We start from the raw sequence: 18,101 nt of genomic DNA, 5'->3' as shown, positions 1-18,101 counted from the left end.
ATTGTGAGAGGACGCCGATGAGCGACCCCGTTCCGCCACCGCAGACCATCCCCGCGCCCCGAGCGGCCGTGGACCCCGCCCTTGCGCGCGCATTGAACAACCCCACCGTCCTGCTCCCCGGCAAGTACGAGTACAGCAGCTACAGCGTGCTCGCCGGCCCCGCGGAGGTGCCCGCCCCCGGCCCGGCCCGGGTCAAGATGCGCCCGCTGGCCCAGCGCCGGCCGCTGACCACCGTGCTGATCACGCTGTTCGCCTTCACCTTCGAGACCACGTTCTTCGCGTGGCTGCTGTCCTCGATGGAGATCCCGGATGCGGGGATGCAGCCGTGGCTCTACGCCGCCACCGTCGTGATGATCGCGGCGACCGGGCTGATCGAGCTGTTCCGGCTGGTCAACGTCTTCACGCTGTGCCTGGCCACACTCTGGGCCCGCGATCCGGTGCCGATGGTGCCGGACCGGGCGCTGCGGGTCGCGTTCCTCACCACCATCGTGCCGGGCAAGGAACCGGTCGAGATGGTCGAGCGGACCCTGCGCGCGGCCCGCGCGATCCGCCACCCCGGCCGCTACGACGTGTGGCTGCTCGACGAGGGCGACGACGACGAGGTCAAGGCCATGTGCGCGCGGACCGGTGTGCACCACTTCAGCCGTCGTGGCCGCGCCGAGTTCAACACCCCGGCCGGGGCGTTCAAGGCGAAGACCAAGCACGGCAACTACAACTCGTGGGTCAGCGACCACGGCGACGACTACGACGTCTTCGTCTCGGTCGACCCGGACCACGTGCCGATGCCCAACTTCTGCGAGCGGCTGCTCGGCTACTTCCGCGATCCCGACGTGGCGTTCGTGGTCGGCCCGCAGATCTACGGCAACTACGACAACGTGGTGACCCGCTGGGCCGAGTCCCAGCAGTACCTGTTCCATTCACTGCTGCAGCGGGCCGGCAACCGGCTCGGGGTCTCGATGCTGGTCGGCACGAACAACGCGGTGCGCATCTCGGCGCTGCGCAGCATCGGCGGCCTGCAGGACTCCATCACCGAGGACATGGCCACCAGCCTGGTCCTGCACAGCAGCCGCAACCCGCACTCCGGCAAGCGCTGGCGCTCGGTCTACACCCCGGACGTGCTCGCGGTCGGTGAGGGACCGTCGTCGTGGACCGACTACTTCACCCAGCAGCACCGGTGGTCGCGGGGCACGGACGAGGTCGTCGTCACGTCGTTCGTCAAGGTGATGTGGCGGCTCGGCTTCCGGCGGGCGCTGCACTACGGGCTGCTGATGTCGTACTACCCGCTGACCGCGCTGGCCTGGCTGCTCGGCGCCCTCAACGCCGTCTGCTATCTGGTGCTGGGCGCCAAGGGCGTCCAGGTGCCGCAGGAGGTGTGGCTGATGCTCTATGTGGACGCCGCCCTGTTCCAGCTGGGCCTGTACGTGTGGAACCGCCGGCACAACACCAGCCCGCACGAGGAGGCCGGCTCGTCCGGACTCAAGGGCATGCTGATGTCCACACTGTCCACGCCGGTCTACGTCTCGTCGTACCTGAGCTCGCTGTTGCGCCGGCAGACCGGTTTCGTGGTGACGCCCAAGGGCGACTCGGCCAGCCCGGACCGGTTGCTGACGTTCGGGCCGGGCCTGCGCTGGGCCGCGTTCTATCTGGTGCTGCTCATCTGTGCGCCGATCGGCGGGCACGTCGACGGCGCGATGTGGCTGTGGCCGAGCCTCAACCTCGTGATCTGCCTGATGCCGCCGGCCATCTGGGCCGGCCAGGAGTACCAGCGCCGCCGGGCTGCCCCACCCGCGCCCGGCGACACACCGGAGAAGAAGTCCGCCGCCGAACCCGTGGAGACCTACGTATGAAGCCCCGCCCCCGCCCGTCGCTGCTGCGCCGCCTGCTGAGCGGACTGATCGGCCTCGTCGTCCTGGGCCTGGTCGTCTTCGTCAACCGGCCCGTGGTGGCGTTCGGCTCGAACGCGTTGCACGACTTCACCATCAACCGCCAGTCCTACAAGGAGAAGTACGGCCACTGGGCGCAGTTGCCCGTCCCACCCGGCTTCCGGGTCAACGCCATCCACGCGGCCCTGCTGAGCACCGGCAAGGTGCTGATCGTCGCGGGCAGCGGCAACAACCGGGACAACTTCGAGGCCGGCACGTTCCGCTCGGTGCTCTACGACCCCGCCCGGGACACGTTCAGCGAGGTGCCCACGCCGACCGACGTGTTCTGCGCCGGGCACACGTTCCTGCCCAACGGCAATCTGCTGATCGCCGGCGGGACGAAGTCGTACGAGGTGCTGGCGAAGAACATCACGCACGCCGCGGGCGTCATGAAGATCAAGAACGAGTCGCCGGCCGGCGGCCCCCGGACCTTCCCCAAGGGCACCCGGCTGACCGGCGCGGACGGCAAGGTCTACCTGACCCGTACGGACGTGACCGTGCCGGCCGCGACCGCGATGAAGCACGGCGACAAGGTGATGACCCACGCCGGTGAGGTCGAGGTGTGGGTCGACGCCGAGGCCGAGGGCGACGCCGCGGTGGTGGACCACCCGGCCCAGTACGCGGTCGCCGGGCTCGAGGGCCTGGACCGGCGCAACATCTACGGCGTCTCCGACAAGATCACCCGGGAGAAGCAGGAGTACGGCGGCGACAAGACCTCCTACGAGTTCGACCCGCGGACCGAGCGGTACGTGCGCACCGGCGACATGGTCAAGAGCCGGTGGTACCCGACGCTGGCCGAGCTGCCCAACGGTGACGTGCTCGCGGTGTCCGGACTGGACGAGTTCGGCCGGATGCTGCCCGGCGACAACGAGCGGTACGGCCGGGACCAGCAGCGCTGGGTCGACGCCCCGAAGCTCAAGCGGGTCTTCCCCACCTATCCCGCGCTGCACCTGATGGGCGACGGCCGGCTGTTCTTCTCCGGTTCCAACTCCGGCTACGGCTCGGACACCATCGGCCGTACGCCCGGGCTGTGGGACCTGGAGAAGAACAAGTTCCAGGTGGTGCCCGGGCTGCGGGACCCGCGGATGACCGAGACGAGTTCGTCGGTGCTGCTGCCCCCGGCGCAGGACCAGCGGGTGATGATCTTCGGTGGTGGTGAGGTGGGCGAGTCGGCCGTTTCCACGCGGCGGACGGCCATCGCGGACCTGGATGAGGCGGCGCCCGCGTACCGGCCCGGTCCGGATCTGCCGCAGCCGGCGCGCTATCTGAGCACTGTGCTGCTGCCCGACGACACCGTGCTGACCACCGGCGGCTCCTCCGGGTATCGCGGCGGCGAGTACCGCGGCAGGACCCGCAGCGACCTGTTCAACGTGCAGATCTACCGGCCGGCGGCCAACCGGTTCGAGACCGCCGCGGAGTCGACCATCGGCCGCAACTACCACTCCGAGGCGCTGCTGCTGCCCGACGGCCGGGTCATCACCATGGGCAGCGACCCGCTCTACGACCCGGCCGGCAAGAACCCGGGGAGCTTCGAGCAGCGCATCGAGGTGTACTCGCCGCCGTACCTGTTCAAGGGTCGCCGGCCGGTCGTCGGCGCCGGACCGTCCTCGGTACAGCGCGGCACGACCGTCGACTTCGCCACCCCGGACGCCGGTCGCGTACGCACGGCCCGGCTGCTGCGGCCCAGCGCGGTCACCCACGTCACCGACGTCGACCAGCGTTCGGTCGCGCTCGACGTGACTCCGTCGGCGAACGGTGTGGCACTGTCCATCCCGAAGGCCAGAGGGCTCGTGCCCTCCGGCTGGTACATGTTGTTCCTGGTCGACGACAAGGGCGTGCCGTCGACCGGCCGCTGGGTGCGGGTGCGCTGAGGGATGCCGAAACACGCCACCCCGACGCGGGGCCGCTGGGCGCTGCCCGTGGCTGGACTGGCTCTCGTGCTGGTCATAGCCGCCATCGTGGTGCTCGCGCGGCGCGGTGCGGACTCCCCCGTGGTGCTCGGTCCGGCGGCCGTCCGATCCGGTGACGCCGCCGGGTCCGGCGGGCGGCTGAGCGACCGCGAGCTGTACGTCGATCCCAACGGTGCGGCGGTGAACCAGCTCGCGGCGTGGCAGGGCACCGGGCGTACCACTGAGATCGCCGCCATCCGGCGGATCGCCGACCAGCCCACCGCCACCTGGTTCGCCGACGCGGCCCCGGGCTACGCCGAACGGGCCCGGACGCTGGTCGCGGCCGCGACCGCGGCCGGGCGGCTGCCGGTGCTCACCCTCTACAACATCCCGGAGCGGGACTGCTCCGGGCAGTCGGCCGGCGGCGCGGCCGACGCCGCGGACTACCAGGCCTGGGTACGCACCCTGGCCGATTCCCTGCGCGGTCACCAGGCGCTGATCGTGCTCGAACCCGACGCCGTCCCGCAGGCGGTGCAGGGCTGCCTGGACGAGGACGCCACGGCCGAGCGCTACGACCTGCTCGCCGACGCCGTGGACGCGTTGCGGGCCGTCCCGGGTGTGCTGGTCTACCTGGACGCGGGCAACCCGACCTGGATCACGCAGCCCTCCCGGCTGACCGCCGCCCTGCGCCGGGCCGGCATCGCCCGGGCGTCCGGCTTCTCGCTCAACGTGGCCAACTTCGAGACCACGGCGGACAACCTGGCCTACGGCAGCCGGCTGTCCGCGCTGCTCAGCGGGGCGCATTTCGTCGTGGACACCAGCCGCAACGGCAACGGACCGGCCCAGAAGGGCGGCGGCGACCGGCACTGGTGCAATCCGCCCGGACGGGCGCTCGGTGAGGCGCCGACCACCCGGACCGGCGTGCCGCTGGCCGACGCGTACCTGTGGATCAAACGCCCGGGTGAGTCCGACGGCGCCTGCGGCAACGGCGCGCCGCCGGCCGGCGAGTGGTGGCCGGAGTACGCGCTGGACCTGGCGGGCTCCCAGTCCTGACTACAACCCAGCCTGACGAGCCGCGGGCACCGGCTCCACACTGGAGTCGGTGCCCGCGGGCCGATCGGTCGGGTCAGCCGGCGATGCCGTTGACCGGCGGCACCTCGAGGGTGCGCTCGGCCGGCGTGCCGCCAAGGATGATCTTGCGCAGCGCGCTGTTGTTGGTGGTGCTCAGCTCGCTGAGCTTGTTCGCGGGGTTGGCCTTGACCTCGATGTAGTACGTGCCGTTGGGCAGGTCGGTGACCTCGAACGACTGGCCCGGCAGCGACTGGGTGTAGGTGTCGCCGTTGCCGATGTCGAGCACCTCACGCACCGCCACCGCGGTGTTCTGACCGCAGGAGCTGGAGAGGTCGGTGTTGCTCGGGCGCCACTTGGCGTTCGGGATCGTGTAGTCGACCGCGTCCGTGTTCACCAGGCAGAACGCCTCCTTGCCGCTGCGCACCGTCTGCTTCTGGTCCGAGGTCAGCAGGTTGTACTGGGCGAAGTCGGTGAAGTGCCAGTGCCGGTGGCCGTCGCGCGGGTCCCACTCCATGGTGCCGGCGGCGACCGAGCCGACCTCCTTGCCCTTGGCGTCGAAGAAGTACTGGTACGCGTCCATCAGGTCGGTGCCGGTCTGCCGGAAGCCGTCGACCAGCAGCGGCGAGGTGCCGCCGTTCCAGACGGTGGCGCCGAAGCTCACGTACGCCTTGCCGTCACCCTGCTCCAGCGCGATGCCCCAGGCGGGCAAAGAGCGCAGGTCGGGGCGCGGGCCCTTCGGGATGGCCGCCGCCTTGACCGCCTTCGGCTTCTTCGCCGGCGGGCGGAACTCCGGCTTGTAGGCCGAGATCTGCGAGTTCGGGTCGCCCTGGGCGGCGTGCTCGTCGTGCTCGGCGAGGGCCGCGGCCTGGGCGGTGTCCGCGCCGGCCCGGGCAGCCTTGGCCTTGGCCTTGACGGCCTCGCCGGCGCCCTTGCCCTCGTCGACGGTCTCCACCTTGACGTTCGCGGTGAGCGAGGCGCCGCCCGCCGCGATCTTGAAGTAGTCCTGGTACGTCTTGTTCAGCGTGACGGTCGCCGTGTAGTCGCCGTCCGCCAGGTCGAAGTCGCCGGTCGACGGCAGGCTGTCGGTGACCGCGTTCCAGCCGGCCTGGATGCCCCAGACCGAGCCGAGGGTGAACGGGTTGTAGGAACAGCCCTGCGGGTACGGGTTGTCGGCCGGGGCGTCCCGCCGGGTCCGCGTCGAGGAGTAGTCGTTCGGGCAGAAGTCGGTCTTGTAGTTCGCGACCTCGGTGCCCGCGGCGTTCTTGATGCTGACCGTGGTGAAGTCCTTGAGGCCGTTCCAGCCGGTGACCATCCCGGCCGGCAGCGTCACCTCGGTCTTCTTGCCGTTCTTGAGGACGACCTGCTTGGCCACGATCGGGTCCGCGTACGACTTGCGGCTGGCCCGGATCTCGAACGGGTCCTTGCCCGCGATCACGTTGACGCCCAGATCGAAGAACAGGTAGGTCTCGTCCTCCCAGACGTAACGCTCGGCGACCACGTTGGTCGTCGCCTGCGTCAGCGCCAGCGGCGGCGGATCGGTGGCCGCGTTGGCCACTCCCATCCCGCCGGCGGCGATGCCGACAGCGGTGGCGACGGCGCCGGCCACCAGAATGCGGGTCCTTCTTGTCATGCTTTTCCTCCCCGGAGGCGGGTATCACGCACAGGTAAACTTCAATGGCGTGAAGCGGACGTAAGGGCTTGAGAGACCCACCTCGAAGCACGCAGGTGGGGACACAGAACAAGGCGCCGGCCCCCCGAGGGAGCCGGCGCCTTGGATCGGCGTCCGACAATCAGTCGAGCCCGTTGACCGAGGGCACCTTGAGGGTCCGCTTGGCCGCGGTGCCGCCCAGCACGATCTTGCGCAGGGCGGTGTTGTTCTTCGTGCTCAGCTCGGCGAGCTTGTTCGACGGGTTGGCCTTGACCTCGATGTAGTACGTGCCGTTGGGCAGGCCGGTGAGGTCGAAGGACTGGCCGGGCCGGTCCTGCGTGTACGTGTCACCGTTGCCGATGTCGAGCACCTCCCGCACCGCCACGGCCGTGTTCTGACCGCACGAGCTGGACAGGTCGGTGTTGTCCGGCCGCCACTTGGCACTCGGGATCGTGTAGTCGACCGCGTCCGTGTTGGCCAGGCAGAAGGCCTCCTTGCCACTGCGCACGGCGACCTTCTTGTCCGCCTTGAGCAGGCTGTACCGCGCGAAGTCGGTGAAGTGCCAGTGCCGGTGCCCCTCGCGGGCGTCCCACTCCATCGTGCCGGCCGCGACCGAGCCGACCTCCTTACCCTTGGCGTCGAAGAAGTACTGGTACGCGTCCATCCGCTCGGTGCCGGTCTGCCGGAAACCGTCGACCAGCAACGGTGACGTGCCCGCGTTCCAGACGGTGGCGCCGAAGTTCACGTACCACTTCTTGTCCTCCTCCTGCGACAGCGAGATGCCCGAGGCGGGCAGCGAACGCAGGTCCGGGCGCGGGCCCTTGGCGATGGCCGAGGCCTTGACCGCCCGCGGCCGCTTGGCCGGCGGCCGGAAGCCCGGCTTGTACGCGGAGATCTGCAGATCCGGATCGCCCTGGCCGGCGTGCTCGCCGTGCTCGGCGAGAGCGGCCGCCTCGGCCGGGTCATCGCCCGCCTGGGCCGCCTTGACCCTGGCCTTGGCCGCGGCCGCCGCGTCGTCGCCCCGGTCGATCGTCTTGACCGTGACGGTGAGCTTCAGCGTCGCGCTCTTCGCCGCGATCTTGAAGTAGTCCCGGTACTTCTTGTTGACGCTGACCGTCGCGGTGTACACGCCGTCCGGCAGGTCGAACTCGCCGGTCCGCGGCAGGCTCGCGACGGGCGCGTTCCAGCCGGCCTGGATGCCCCAGACCGCGCCCAGGTTGAACGGGCCCTCGGAGCAGCCCCGCGGATAGGGGTTCTGCGCCGGCGCGTCCCGCCGGGTCCGGGCGGATTCGTAGGCGTTCGGGCAGAAATCTGTCTGGTAGCCGGCGACCTGCTTGCCCGCCGCGTTCTTCATGGTGATCGTGGTGAAGTCCTTGAGGCCGCCCCACCCGGTGACCATCCCGGCCGGCAGCTTCACGGCCTTCTTCTTGCCGTTCCTGACCACGATCTGCTCGGCGGTGATCGGCTTGGCGTAGGACGAGCGCTTGGCCCGGATCTCCAGCGGGTCCTTGCCGGCGATGACGTTCACGCCCAGATCGAAGTCGAGGTAGCCCTGCTCGCCGTCGTACACGTACCGCTCGGCCAGCACGTTCGCCGTGGCCATGGTGAAGGCCAGCGGCGGCGGGGCCGCGGCGGCGTCCGCCACACCCATGCCGGCCGCGGCCAGGCCGAGAGCGGTGGCGACAGCACCGGCCACCACGATTCGGGTCCTTCTTGGCATTTCTTGTCCTCCCGGAGCTCTGTGGTGCACAGGTAATCCGGAAAGGCGTGAAGCGGCCGTAAGCGCCTATGAGACTTACCTCAAATCACGCCGGCCGGGCGGGGCACCGATACGATCAGCGAAGTCGGGACAGCGCTGTCCTTCCGCACGCGACACCGATCCGGCCCGCGGCGGAAAACCCCATGCCAGTTCTTCACCGGAGGAGCGCCCCGATGACAGACCAGCTCGGCCAACTCGACCCTGAGGGCCCTGATGCGGCATTGCGCGCCGACATCAGGCGGATCGGCACGCTGCTCGGCCAGACGCTCGCCCGGCAGGAGGGCAAGCCGCTGCTCGACCTGGTCGAGGAGGTCCGCGCGCTGGTCCGGGCCGACGCCCCGGCCGCCGCCGAGCGCCTCTCCGCGCTGGACGTCACGACCGGCACCAAGCTGGCCCGGGCGTTCTCCACCTACTTCCACCTGGCCAACATCACCGAGCAGGTGCACCGCGCCCGCGACCTGCAGCGCCGCCGCGCCCGCGACGGCGGCTGGCTGGACCAGGCGGCCAAGCGCATCGCCGAGCAGGGCGTGCCCGCCGACGAGATCGCCGCGGCCGCCCGCCGGCTGGCCGTCCGGCCGGTCTTCACCGCGCACCCGACCGAGGCCGCCCGCCGCTCGATCCTGTCGAAGCTGCGCCAGCTCGCCGACTCGCTGGACGGCGAGGCCAGTGCCGCGATCCTGTACGGCGCGACCGACACCACCGCCTCCACGCGCCGCTTCGCCGAGCTGATCGACCTGCTCTGGCAGACCGACGAGCTGCGCCTGGACCGGCCCGACCCGACCGACGAGGCCCGCAACGCGGTCTACTACCTCAAGGACCTCTACGCCGACGCCGCCCCGCAGGTGCTCGACGACCTCGCCGAGACACTGCGGCAGCTCGGCGTCGAGACCTCGCCGACGTCGCGCCCGCTGACCTTCGGCACGTGGATCGGCGGCGACCGCGACGGCAACCCGTTCGTCACCCCGGCCGTCACCCGCGACGTGCTGATCATCCAGCACGAGCACGGCATCCAGGCCACCGAGGCGGCCATGGACGCGCTGATCGACGAGCTGTCGGTGTCGCGGCGGCTGCGCGGCGTGTCCCTGGACCTGTCGGCCAGCCTGGCCAAGGACCTCGACGCGCTGCCCGAGGTGGCGCCCCGGTTCCGCCGCACCAACGCCGAGGAGCCGTACAGGCTGAAGGTCCGCTGCATCAAGGCCAAGCTGGCCAACACCCGCGAACGGCTGCGGCGCGGCACCGCCCACGTGCCCGGCCGCGACTACCTGGGCACCGGCGAGCTGGTCGGCGACCTGGAGCTGATGCGGGCCTCGCTGGCCCGCAACTCCGGGCAGCTCACCGCGGTCGGCACGGTCGCGTCGGCGATCCGTACGGTGTCCGCCTTCGGCCTCCAGCTCGCCACGCTCGACGTCCGCGAGCACGCCGAGAAGCACCACGAGGTGCTGGCGCAGATGTACACGCAGGTCGGCGAGGTCGACGACTACCTGGCACTGGACCGGCCCGAGCGCACCAAGCTGCTGGCCGCCGAGCTGACCGGGCGGCGGCCGCTGTCCAGCAACGACACCCCGCTGACCGACTCGGCGCGCAAGACGTTCGACGTGTTCAACACGATCCGCGACTCGCAGGACCGGTTCGGCGCGGACGTCATCGAGTCGTACATCATCTCGATGACCCTGGGCGTGGACGACGTGCTCGCCGCGGCGGTGCTGGCCCGCGAGGCCGGCCTGATCGACATCCACACCGGGCGCGCCCGGATCGGCATCGTGCCGCTGCTGGAGACCCCGGCCGAGCTGGACGCCGGTGGCGAGCTGCTGGACGAGATGCTGTCCCTGCCGGCGTACAGGGAGATCGTGCGGGCCCGCGGTGACCTGCAAGAGGTCATGCTCGGCTACTCCGACAGCAACAAGGAGGCCGGGATCACCACGAGCCAGTGGTCGATCCACAAAGCGCAGCGCGCGCTGCGCGACGTCGCCGCCCGGCACGGCGTACGGCTGCGGCTGTTCCACGGCCGCGGCGGCACGGTCGGCCGCGGCGGTGGCCCCACGCACGAGGCGATCCTGGCCCAGCCGTACGGCACGCTGGACGGCGCGATCAAGGTGACCGAGCAGGGCGAGGTCATCTCCGACAAGTACACGCTGCCGGCCCTGGCCCGGGAAAACCTGGAGCTGACCGTGGCCGCCGTGCTCCAGGCGACGCTGCTGCACACGTCGCCGTCGGTCGACCTCTCCTCGCTGGCCCGCTGGGACGGGGCGATGGACACGGCGTCGGGCGCGGCCTTCACGGCGTACCGGGCGCTGGTCGAGAATCCGGACCTGCCCGCGTACTTCTGGGCGGCCACCCCGACCGAGCTGCTCGGCGCGCTCAACATCGGCTCCCGGCCGGCGAAGCGGCCGAACGCCGACGCCGGGCTCGGCGGCCTGCGGGCCATCCCGTGGGTGTTCGGCTGGACCCAGACCCGCCAGATCGTGCCGGGCTGGTTCGGCGTGGGCACCGGCCTGCTCGCGGTCCGGGAGGCCGGTCAGGCCGACGTGCTCCAGGAGATGTACGCCAACTGGCAGTTCTTCCGCACGTTCGTCTCCAACGTGGAGATGATGCTGGCCAAGACCGACCTGACCATCGCCCGGCGGTACGTCGAGACGCTGGTCCCGGCCGAGCTCAAGCCGATCTTCGGCACCATCGAGCAGGAGTACGCCAAGACGGTCGAGCAGATCCTGGCCATCACCGGCCGCGACGAGCTGTTGTCCAGCCAGCCCGAGCTGTCGCGCACGCTGGGCGTCCGGGACACGTACCTGGAGCCGCTGCACCACCTGCAGGTCGCGCTGCTGCGCCAGTACCGCGACCTGAACGCCGACGAGCGTTCCGCGCCGACGGCACCGGGCGCGCGCCGCTCGGCGTCGGACTCGACGGCGCTGGAGCGGGCGCTGCTGACCACGGTCAACGGCATCGCGGCCGGCATGCGCAACACGGGCTGACCGCTCGCGAAGGTTTCGACGGCCGGGCCCGCGCAGTGCGGGCCCGGCCGTTTCGTGTTCAGACGTTCAGACCGCCGCGGGGTACAGCACCCGTGGGTCGCCGGCCAGGGCGGCTTTGACCTCGGCGGTCGCCTCGTCGGCGATGACCTCGATCGCGCCGGCCTCGATGCCGTCCAGCGCGGCCCGGGCGATGTCGGCGGGGTCGGCCTTCTCGATGTCGAAACCGGCCATCATGTCGGTGTCCGCGGCGCCGAGCAGCAGCCCGGTGACCAGCGTGCCCTGCTCGGCCAGCTCGAGCCGGACGCCGTTGGTGAGACTCCACTCGGCCGCCTTGGCCGCGCTGTACGCGTTCGCGCCGTTGTAGGAGACCCAGGACAGCCGGGACAGCACGTTGAGGATCGCGCCGCCGCCGAGCACCGGCGCGAAGGCCCGGATGACGTTGAGCGTGCCCCAGAAGTGCGTGTCCAGCTCCAGCCGGATCTTGTCCAGGTCTCCGGTGACCAGGTTGGTGTAGGTCGTGATGCCGGCATTGTTGATCAGCAGGTTGACGTCCCCGGCCTGCGCGGCCGCGGCGGCCACCGAAGCCGGATCGGTGATGTCCAGGGCCAGCACCTCGACGCCGGGGATGTCGACGAGCTCGGGATTACGCGCGGTGGCATAAACCTTGGCGGCGCCGCGGGCGAGCAGCTCGAGGACGAACTGCCGGCCGATACCGCGGTTGGCGCCGGTGACCAGCGCGACAGAACCAGAAATCTTCATGACGGCTACGCTAAAACCTGACGTTGACGTCAGAGGCAAGTGTGGTGACGGGCCTCACGAACACGGGCGGGAGAGACCATGCGGATCGGCGAGCTGGCCGGCACGGCGGGCGTGAGCGTACGGGCGCTGCGCTACTACGAGGAGCAGGGGCTGCTGGCCTCACAACGGACGCCGAGCGGGCAACGGACGTACCCGTCGGCGGCGCTGGACCGGGTGCAGCTCATCCAGCAGCTGTACGCCGCGGGCCTGTCCAGCCACACGATCCTGGAGCTGCTGCCGTGCGTGGACCGGGGCGTGAGCACCCCGGAGTCACAGGCCCGGCTGGCGGCGGAGCGCGACCGCATCGACCAGCAGATCACCGGCCTGCTCGCCACCCGCGACCGCCTGGACGCGGTGATCGCCGCCGCCGCTGACCCGACCCACCCGAGCTGCACGCGTATGACATCATAGTTGTCATGTTGGCGCGCGGAGCTGCCCTGTACGAGGTCCTGCGGCACGTACGGCCGCTGGTCCTGAACTCGGCCCGGGTCGTCGAGGCGGCACTGCGGCCGGAAGGCCTGAGCGTGGGCACCCGCGCAGTGCTGGAAGTCCTCGCCGAGCACGGCCCGGCGACCGTCCCGGCCATCGGCGACCGGCTCGACCTGGCCCGGCAAGGCGTCCAGCGGCACGTCAACGACCTGCTGAAACTGGGCTACGTGGAGTCCCGGCCGAATCCGGCCCACCGGCGGTCGGTGCTGATCGTGCTGACCGGCAGCGGAACCGAGGTGATCGGCCGGATCCGCGACGACGAACTGCGGCAGCTGGCCACGCTGGCCCCGGACTGCACCGAGCAGGAGATCGTGACGGCGGCCAAGGTCCTGGCCGCCCTGAGCCGCGACGTGCGGAGGCGGGCCGTATGAGCACCGACGCCGAGATCTACGCCCGGACGACCAGCAACCGTCTGCTGATCGCCGACTTCCTGGAGACCCTCGACGACACCCAGTGGCAGGCGCAGACACTGTGCGCCGGCTGGACCGTGGGTCATCTGGCCGCCCACTTCGTCCAGCCGATGCTGGTGGGCTTCGGCCGGTTCTTCGCGGTGGCCCTGCGCTACCGCGGCGACACGGACCGGACCGTGGACCACTTCACCCGGCGGCTGGCCCGTCAGCCTCGCAACGAGTTGATCGGCCTGCTGCGTGATCACGCCGCCGACCGGGTGAACCCGCCCCGGGTGGGGCCGCTCGGCCCGTTCGCCGACACGTGCGTGCACCTGCGGGACATCGCCCGGCCGTTGGGGCTGGCTGCGGACGTACCGGTGGAGGATTGGCGCATCCTGCTGGACTATCTGGTCTCGCCGGCGGTCGCGCCGGCGCTGGTGCCGCCGGGGCGGCTCGCCGGGCTGGAGCTCGTCGCCACCGACACGGACTGGCGAGGTGGGGGCGGCGAGCTGGTGACCGGCACGGCGGAGGCGCTGGGCATGGCGGCCTGCGGGCGAGCGGCAGCCATCGACGACCTGCAAGGCCCGGGCCGCGACATTCTCCTCGGCAGGCTTCCCTAAGCTCTCGCCCATGATCCGCCTTCGATCCACCGCCCTGCTGCTCGCCGGCGGCCTGTCGCTCGCAGCCTGCTCCCAGCCGGCGGCGCCCGCACCCGCATCCGCCGATCCGAAGGCGGCCCTCACTGCGTCGATCGCGGGACTGACGGCCGGCAACTACGCCTACACCGTCGCCATGGACGACATGCAGGTCACCGGCACGACCGACTTCCCCAGCGCCAGCGCGGCCTGGTCCACCACCTTCACCGACGCCGAACCCGAAGTGATCGACGAGCGGGTGATCGGAGAGGACAAGTACTCGCGAAAGACCCGGGACGCCCCGTGGGAACACCTGGACCTGTCCCGGATGCCCGAGGCCGTGGCCCGGCAGGGACTGACCATCACGAAACCCGACCGGACCGGGGCGACGCAACTGATCGGCATGGTCGACTCGGCCACAATGGACGGACCGACGATCCGGGGAAGGCTCGCCGTCACCAAGACGATCGGCGGAGGCATTGCCACGCAGCCGCTGGAGTTCAGGCTCGAGGGGGCCAGGCCGACGTTCACAGCCACTGTGGACGATCAGGGACGCTTGAGCCGGCTGGTGGTCGACGTGCCCGCCGCGACGGCACCGCCCGAGCCGGCCGGCGCCTGGACTCTGGACGTCACCGGCTACGGCACCACGCCGACACCCACACGGCCCACCCCGACCAAGGAGGCCCCGGAGGACCGTTACGAGATCACCGGGACCTGATCCGGTGCCGGACCAGGGGCAGGTAGACCTCGTCGACGATCTCGGTGAGGACCTCGTCCGGGGCCGACGGCACCCCCCGGGTCACGAACTCGTTGCGCAGCAACACGATCGCCACCGTCGCCACCCGGGGGTGCAGCGACTCCGGGGCCGCCTCGCCGCGGGCCACCGCCCGGCCCAAAACCGTCAGCCACATCGCGGTCATCGCATCGGTCGACTGCTCCGGCAGCTGGGCCACCAGCTTCTGGGCGCTGCCCGCAGCCGCCAGCAGGTCGCGCAGAACCGCGCCCAGGGGCGAGCTCCAGTGCCGGTTCGCCCGGCGCAGCAGTTCCAGGGCGTCGCCGCGGAGGGTGCCCGTGTCCGGCGGCTGGATCGCCGTGGCCAGGTGGCGGTAGGCGGCGATGCCCAGGGCCAGGCGGTCCGGCCAGCGGCGGTAGATCGCGTTCTTGTTGGTGCCCGCGCGGCTGGCGACCCGGTCCATGGTCAGGCCGGCGAAGCCGTTCTCGGTCAGTTCGTCGGCCGCGGCGCGGAGGATCGCCTCCTCCAGCGCCGCCCCCCGGCGGCGGGTCTGGGTCATCGGTTCTCCTCCGCCTCGGTACTCGTCGTTCCCTCTCAGCATCAGCTTGACCTCCTCCCAGAGTCAAAATAGGGTACGGCCAGTACCCAACGGGAGGAGAAGAACGTGCGGGCCAGGGGCATCACCTACGACACCGGGTTCGTCCGCCACGGCGTCAACTCGCGGCGGCGCTTCGAGCCGGAGCTGGTCGAGCGGGAGCTCACGATCATCCGGGACGACCTGCACTGCAACGCCGTACGTGTCACCGGCGGCGACCCCGAGCGGATCGACTTCGCCGCGGCGATCGCGGCCGGGCTCGGGCTGGAGGTCTGGTTCTCGCCGTACCCGCTGGAGCTGGGCGCCGACGAGATGCTGGCGCTGTTCGCCGACTGTGCCGAGCGGGCGGAACGGCTGCGGGTGCGCGGCTGCGAGGTCGTGTTCGTCACCGGCGCGGAGCTCAGCATCATGTCCCCGGATTTCCTGCCCGGTGACAGCCTCGAGGAGCGGCTCGCGCTGCTGAGCGAGCCGGACCGCGTCCGTGCGGTGCTCGCCGGGGTCGGCGACCGGGTCAACGATTTCCTCGGCAAGGCGGTGGCCGTCGTCCGGGAGCGCTTCGGCGGCCGGGTCACCTACGCCTCCGTGCCCATCGACCGGGTGGACTGGACGCCGTTCGACATCGTCGCCATGGACGTCTACCGGTCGGCCGCCATCGCCGGGAACTTCGCCGAGCTGGTCGCGCAGGGCCTGCGCAGCCCGGACCTGCAGGGCAAGCCCGTCGCGATCACCGAGTTCGGCTCGGCCACGTACCGCGGCGCCGGCGACCGCGGGGCGCAGGGCCTGGAGATCGTCGAGTACGGCGACAGCGGCCCGTTGCGGCTGACCGGCGACCACCTCCGCGACGAGGACGGCCAGGCCACCTACCTCCGCGAGCTGCTGGAGGTCTTCGACTCGGCCGGCGTCGACGCCACCTTCGTCTTCATCTTCGCCCTCTACGACCACCCGCACCGCCCCGGCGGCGACCCCCGCGACGACCTCGACCTGGCCAGCTACGGCATCGTGAAGGTGTACGAGGACCGCCCCGGCGACACCTACCCCGATCTGCCCTGGGAGCCGAAGGCCGCGTTCACCGCGCTCGCCGAGGTCTACGGCAAAGGCTGACGACCTTGCGGGGCCCTGCCAACATCGCGGGGTGCGCAGCCTCGCCGTGTCAGCCGTGATCGTCGCCTGCGTACTGCTCTTTCATCGAGCCGTGCCCAACACCGTCGGGCATCTCGGCAGTCTCGTGGAGACGTTCCTGCCCTGGCTCGGTTTGACCATCCCGGTGCTGTTCGCCCTGGCGTGGTGGCGCCGTTCCCGGATCGCCGCCCTGGCCACGCTGTTGCCGCTCGCCGCCTGGCTCGGCCTCTTCGGCGGCCATCTGCTGCCGGACGGCGACTCCCCCTACGACCTCACCGCCGTGCAGCACAACGTCAGCGACGAGAACGCCGACCCGGCCGGCACGGTCCGCGAGCTGGTGCAGGTACGGCCCGACCTGATCGCCCTGGAGGAGGTGACGCCGGCCGCCCTGCCCGCCTACCTCGCGGCGATGCCGGCGGAGTACGCGCACCACACCGTGCAGGGCACGGTCGGGTTGTGGTCGCGGTATCCGCTGACCGAGGCGGCACTGGTCGACATCCGGCCGAGCGGGGTCGGCACCGACTGGAACCGGGGACTGCGAGCCGTCGCCGAGCTGCCCGGCGGGGACGTCGCTGTTTACGTCGCCCATCTGCCCTCGGTGCGGATCGGGGCGGGCGGGCTCAGCTCGTCGCGGCGGGACGAGAGCGCTGCCCGGCTCGGCCGGATGATCGCCGCCGAGCCGATCGCCAAGGTGCTGCTCCTCGGCGACCTGAACTACACGGTGGACGACCGTGCGCTGGCGCCGCTCAGCGCGGAGCTGCGTACGGCCCGGTCGACGTTCGCCTTCAGCTGGCCGGCCCGGGCTCCGGTGGCGCGGATCGACCAGATCATGGGACGGTCGGTGACCGTCACCGAGCTCTGGTCCCTTCCGGCGACCGGCAGTGACCACCTGCCCGTCGCGGCCCGGGTCCGGCTCTGATGGGATACCCCGATGAGCAGCATCATCAGATTCTTCGTCGCCGCCGATGACGAGGCCGCCGAGGCCCAGGTCGACGGCGGTCCGGACGCCGGCCACGAGTCGGTCACCTACGGCAACTTCGACGCCGACCTGGCCCTGCTGGAGTGGGACAGCCTGCTGACCGGCCGCAGCTTCGACGACGCGCTCGCGGCGTCCGCCTCGGCGGTCATCGCCGACGAGGACGACGGCGCCCAGGTCGTCGCCGCCTCCGTGGAGCTCCAGGCGGCGCTCAGTCGCGCGAGCGCAGCGGAGCTGGAGCAGGTGGCCCGGCGGTGGGCCGCCGAACGGGCCGCCGAGGGCGAACCCATCGACCCGGAGCTGGCGACCGAGATCCTCGGCGCGGTCGGCCGGCTCGCTCGCACCGAGGAGCAGCGGCTGTACTGCTGGATCAGCTAGCCGCGTAGCCGATGACGCTCTTCAGACCGGGCGGCAGCGGATGCTCGTCGTCGGCGAAGGAGTCGCCCACGGTCGCCGCCACCCCGTGGGCGCGCAGCAGAGCCGGGACCGTGGTGGTGTCGATCAGCACGTTGCCGTGGTGCTCGTCGTCGCGGCGGTAGGTGCCGTCCGGGAGCCGGACGAAGGTGGTCAGCTCCCGGTCGAAGCGGTCCGGCGCCGGCCGGCTGAACCGGGTCACGATCGCCCAGTCGGCGCCGGCCCGGCCCTGCCCCACCGCGTCCGCCCGGGCCGTGCCCCAGTCCAGGTCGCACAGGTCCAGGGCGAGCACTCCGCCCGGCAGCAACGCGTCGGCCAGCGCGCCCAGCCCGCGCTGGACCGCCGCGGTGTCCGGCAGATAGTTCAGGGCGTGCCCGACCCCGACGATCGCGTCGGCCCGGGGCACCGGCTCGTCCGGCAGGACCAGGGTCCGGATGTCCGTAGCGCCCGGCACGGCGGCCCGAGCGAGCTCGAGCATCGCCGGCGCGGCATCCGTGGCGACGACCCGGTGACCGGCCTGCACCAGGAATCTGGTCAGCAGGCCGGTCCCGCAGCCGATCTCCAGGACCAGGCCGCCGCGTTTCCGCACCGGTTCCAGCAGGGCCAGGATGCCGGGCGCGCAGGCGGCGGCGTGGAAGCCGTACCCCTGGTCGGTGACATAGGCGAGGTCGGAGCGGAAGGAAGACATCCGCTCA

General features: G+C 71.2%; 16 protein-coding genes. 11 read left to right on the top strand and 5 right to left on the bottom strand.

Features of this window, described 5'->3' with window-relative positions; all coding sequences use genetic code 11:
* Positions 1 to 17: 17 nt before the first annotated feature.
* From ACQP2Y_RS05340 to ACQP2Y_RS05330, 3 genes are read left to right on the top strand one after another with little or no spacing between them, the layout of a single operon-like run.
* A complete protein-coding gene (locus ACQP2Y_RS05340; RefSeq protein WP_433725097.1) occupies positions 18 to 1,847 on the top strand; it encodes a glycosyltransferase family 2 protein in 1,830 nt (609 codons plus the stop codon).
* Positions 1,844 to 3,793, top strand: a complete 1,950-nt coding sequence (locus ACQP2Y_RS05335; RefSeq protein WP_433725095.1) for a galactose oxidase-like domain-containing protein — start codon at positions 1,844 to 1,846, stop codon at positions 3,791 to 3,793. Before ACQP2Y_RS05340 ends, ACQP2Y_RS05335 begins: the two co-directional genes overlap by 4 nt.
* A gap of 3 nt (positions 3,794 to 3,796) precedes the next feature.
* The gene (locus ACQP2Y_RS05330) at positions 3,797 to 4,864 is read left to right on the top strand and encodes a glycoside hydrolase family 6 protein (protein ID WP_433725093.1); all 1,068 of its coding nucleotides are present in this window, start codon (positions 3,797 to 3,799) and stop codon (positions 4,862 to 4,864) included.
* 73 nt (positions 4,865 to 4,937) lie between these two features.
* Here the strand turns inward: ACQP2Y_RS05330 and ACQP2Y_RS05325 are convergent, their stop codons facing one another.
* Together ACQP2Y_RS05325 and ACQP2Y_RS05320 are read right to left on the bottom strand one after the other, a co-directional pair.
* Positions 4,938 to 6,512, bottom strand: a complete 1,575-nt coding sequence (locus ACQP2Y_RS05325; RefSeq protein ID WP_433725091.1) for a lysyl oxidase family protein — start codon at positions 6,510 to 6,512, stop codon at positions 4,938 to 4,940.
* A gap of 160 nt (positions 6,513 to 6,672) precedes the next feature.
* Positions 6,673 to 8,250 carry a lysyl oxidase family protein gene (locus ACQP2Y_RS05320; protein ID WP_433725089.1) on the bottom strand — a complete coding sequence of 526 codons (1,578 nt, stop codon included), beginning with the start codon at positions 8,248 to 8,250 and terminating at the stop codon, positions 6,673 to 6,675.
* Positions 8,251 to 8,462: 212 nt separating this feature from the next.
* On the opposite strand from ACQP2Y_RS05320, the gene ppc reads away from it, so the two are divergent.
* Positions 8,463 to 11,258 (top strand): phosphoenolpyruvate carboxylase, encoded by a 2,796-nt coding sequence (gene ppc, locus ACQP2Y_RS05315; RefSeq protein WP_433725087.1) that lies wholly within the window; start codon positions 8,463 to 8,465, stop codon positions 11,256 to 11,258.
* A gap of 66 nt (positions 11,259 to 11,324) precedes the next feature.
* On the opposite strand, the gene ACQP2Y_RS05310 is transcribed toward ppc, so the two are convergent.
* Positions 11,325 to 12,017: an SDR family oxidoreductase gene (locus tag ACQP2Y_RS05310; RefSeq protein WP_433725085.1), complete on the bottom strand. Its 693-nt coding sequence runs from the start codon at positions 12,015 to 12,017 to the stop codon at positions 11,325 to 11,327.
* A gap of 78 nt (positions 12,018 to 12,095) precedes the next feature.
* On the opposite strand from ACQP2Y_RS05310, the gene ACQP2Y_RS05305 reads away from it, so the two are divergent.
* Genes ACQP2Y_RS05305 through ACQP2Y_RS05290 form a run of 4 tightly spaced genes read left to right on the top strand, consistent with a single transcriptional unit; the run spans position 12,096 to position 14,287 of the window.
* Positions 12,096 to 12,467: a MerR family transcriptional regulator gene (locus tag ACQP2Y_RS05305; protein WP_433725083.1), complete on the top strand. Its 372-nt coding sequence runs from the start codon at positions 12,096 to 12,098 to the stop codon at positions 12,465 to 12,467.
* 5 nt (positions 12,468 to 12,472) lie between these two features.
* The gene (locus ACQP2Y_RS05300) at positions 12,473 to 12,916 is read left to right on the top strand and encodes a MarR family winged helix-turn-helix transcriptional regulator (protein ID WP_433725081.1); all 444 of its coding nucleotides are present in this window, start codon (positions 12,473 to 12,475) and stop codon (positions 12,914 to 12,916) included.
* On the top strand, positions 12,913 to 13,554 hold the full coding sequence (locus ACQP2Y_RS05295; RefSeq protein ID WP_433725079.1) for a maleylpyruvate isomerase family mycothiol-dependent enzyme: 642 nt from the start codon (positions 12,913 to 12,915) through the stop codon (positions 13,552 to 13,554). Before ACQP2Y_RS05300 ends, ACQP2Y_RS05295 begins: the two co-directional genes overlap by 4 nt.
* A gap of 10 nt (positions 13,555 to 13,564) precedes the next feature.
* Complete coding sequence (locus ACQP2Y_RS05290; protein ID WP_433725077.1) at positions 13,565 to 14,287, top strand: hypothetical protein; 723 nt, start codon at positions 13,565 to 13,567, stop codon at positions 14,285 to 14,287.
* Here the strand turns inward: ACQP2Y_RS05290 and ACQP2Y_RS05285 are convergent.
* Complete coding sequence (locus ACQP2Y_RS05285; protein WP_433725075.1) at positions 14,274 to 14,861, bottom strand: TetR/AcrR family transcriptional regulator; 588 nt, start codon at positions 14,859 to 14,861, stop codon at positions 14,274 to 14,276. The two genes, ACQP2Y_RS05290 and ACQP2Y_RS05285, sit on opposite strands and share 14 nt — an antisense overlap.
* 105 nt (positions 14,862 to 14,966) lie before the next feature.
* On the opposite strand from ACQP2Y_RS05285, the gene ACQP2Y_RS05280 reads away from it, so the two are divergent.
* Genes ACQP2Y_RS05280 through ACQP2Y_RS05270 form a run of 3 tightly spaced genes read left to right on the top strand, consistent with a single transcriptional unit; the run spans position 14,967 to position 17,370 of the window.
* Complete coding sequence (locus tag ACQP2Y_RS05280; protein ID WP_433725073.1) at positions 14,967 to 15,998, top strand: hypothetical protein; 1,032 nt, start codon at positions 14,967 to 14,969, stop codon at positions 15,996 to 15,998.
* A 31-nt stretch (positions 15,999 to 16,029) separates the two neighbouring features.
* On the top strand, positions 16,030 to 16,935 hold the full coding sequence (locus ACQP2Y_RS05275) for an endonuclease/exonuclease/phosphatase family protein (RefSeq protein WP_433725071.1): 906 nt from the start codon (positions 16,030 to 16,032) through the stop codon (positions 16,933 to 16,935).
* A gap of 12 nt (positions 16,936 to 16,947) precedes the next feature.
* Positions 16,948 to 17,370 (top strand): hypothetical protein, encoded by a 423-nt coding sequence (locus ACQP2Y_RS05270; protein ID WP_433725069.1) that lies wholly within the window; start codon positions 16,948 to 16,950, stop codon positions 17,368 to 17,370.
* Here ACQP2Y_RS05270 and ACQP2Y_RS05265 read toward each other — a convergent pair.
* Positions 17,363 to 18,094 carry a class I SAM-dependent methyltransferase gene (locus ACQP2Y_RS05265; protein WP_433725067.1) on the bottom strand — a complete coding sequence of 244 codons (732 nt, stop codon included), beginning with the start codon at positions 18,092 to 18,094 and terminating at the stop codon, positions 17,363 to 17,365. The two genes, ACQP2Y_RS05270 and ACQP2Y_RS05265, sit on opposite strands and share 8 nt — an antisense overlap.
* Positions 18,095 to 18,101: the final 7 nt, after the last annotated feature.

It is taken from the genome of Actinoplanes sp. CA-051413, from assembly GCF_050955795.1.
Lineage (GTDB): Bacteria > Actinomycetota > Actinomycetes > Mycobacteriales > Micromonosporaceae > Actinoplanes.
This window is presented reverse-complemented; position numbering and strand designations above follow the sequence as displayed.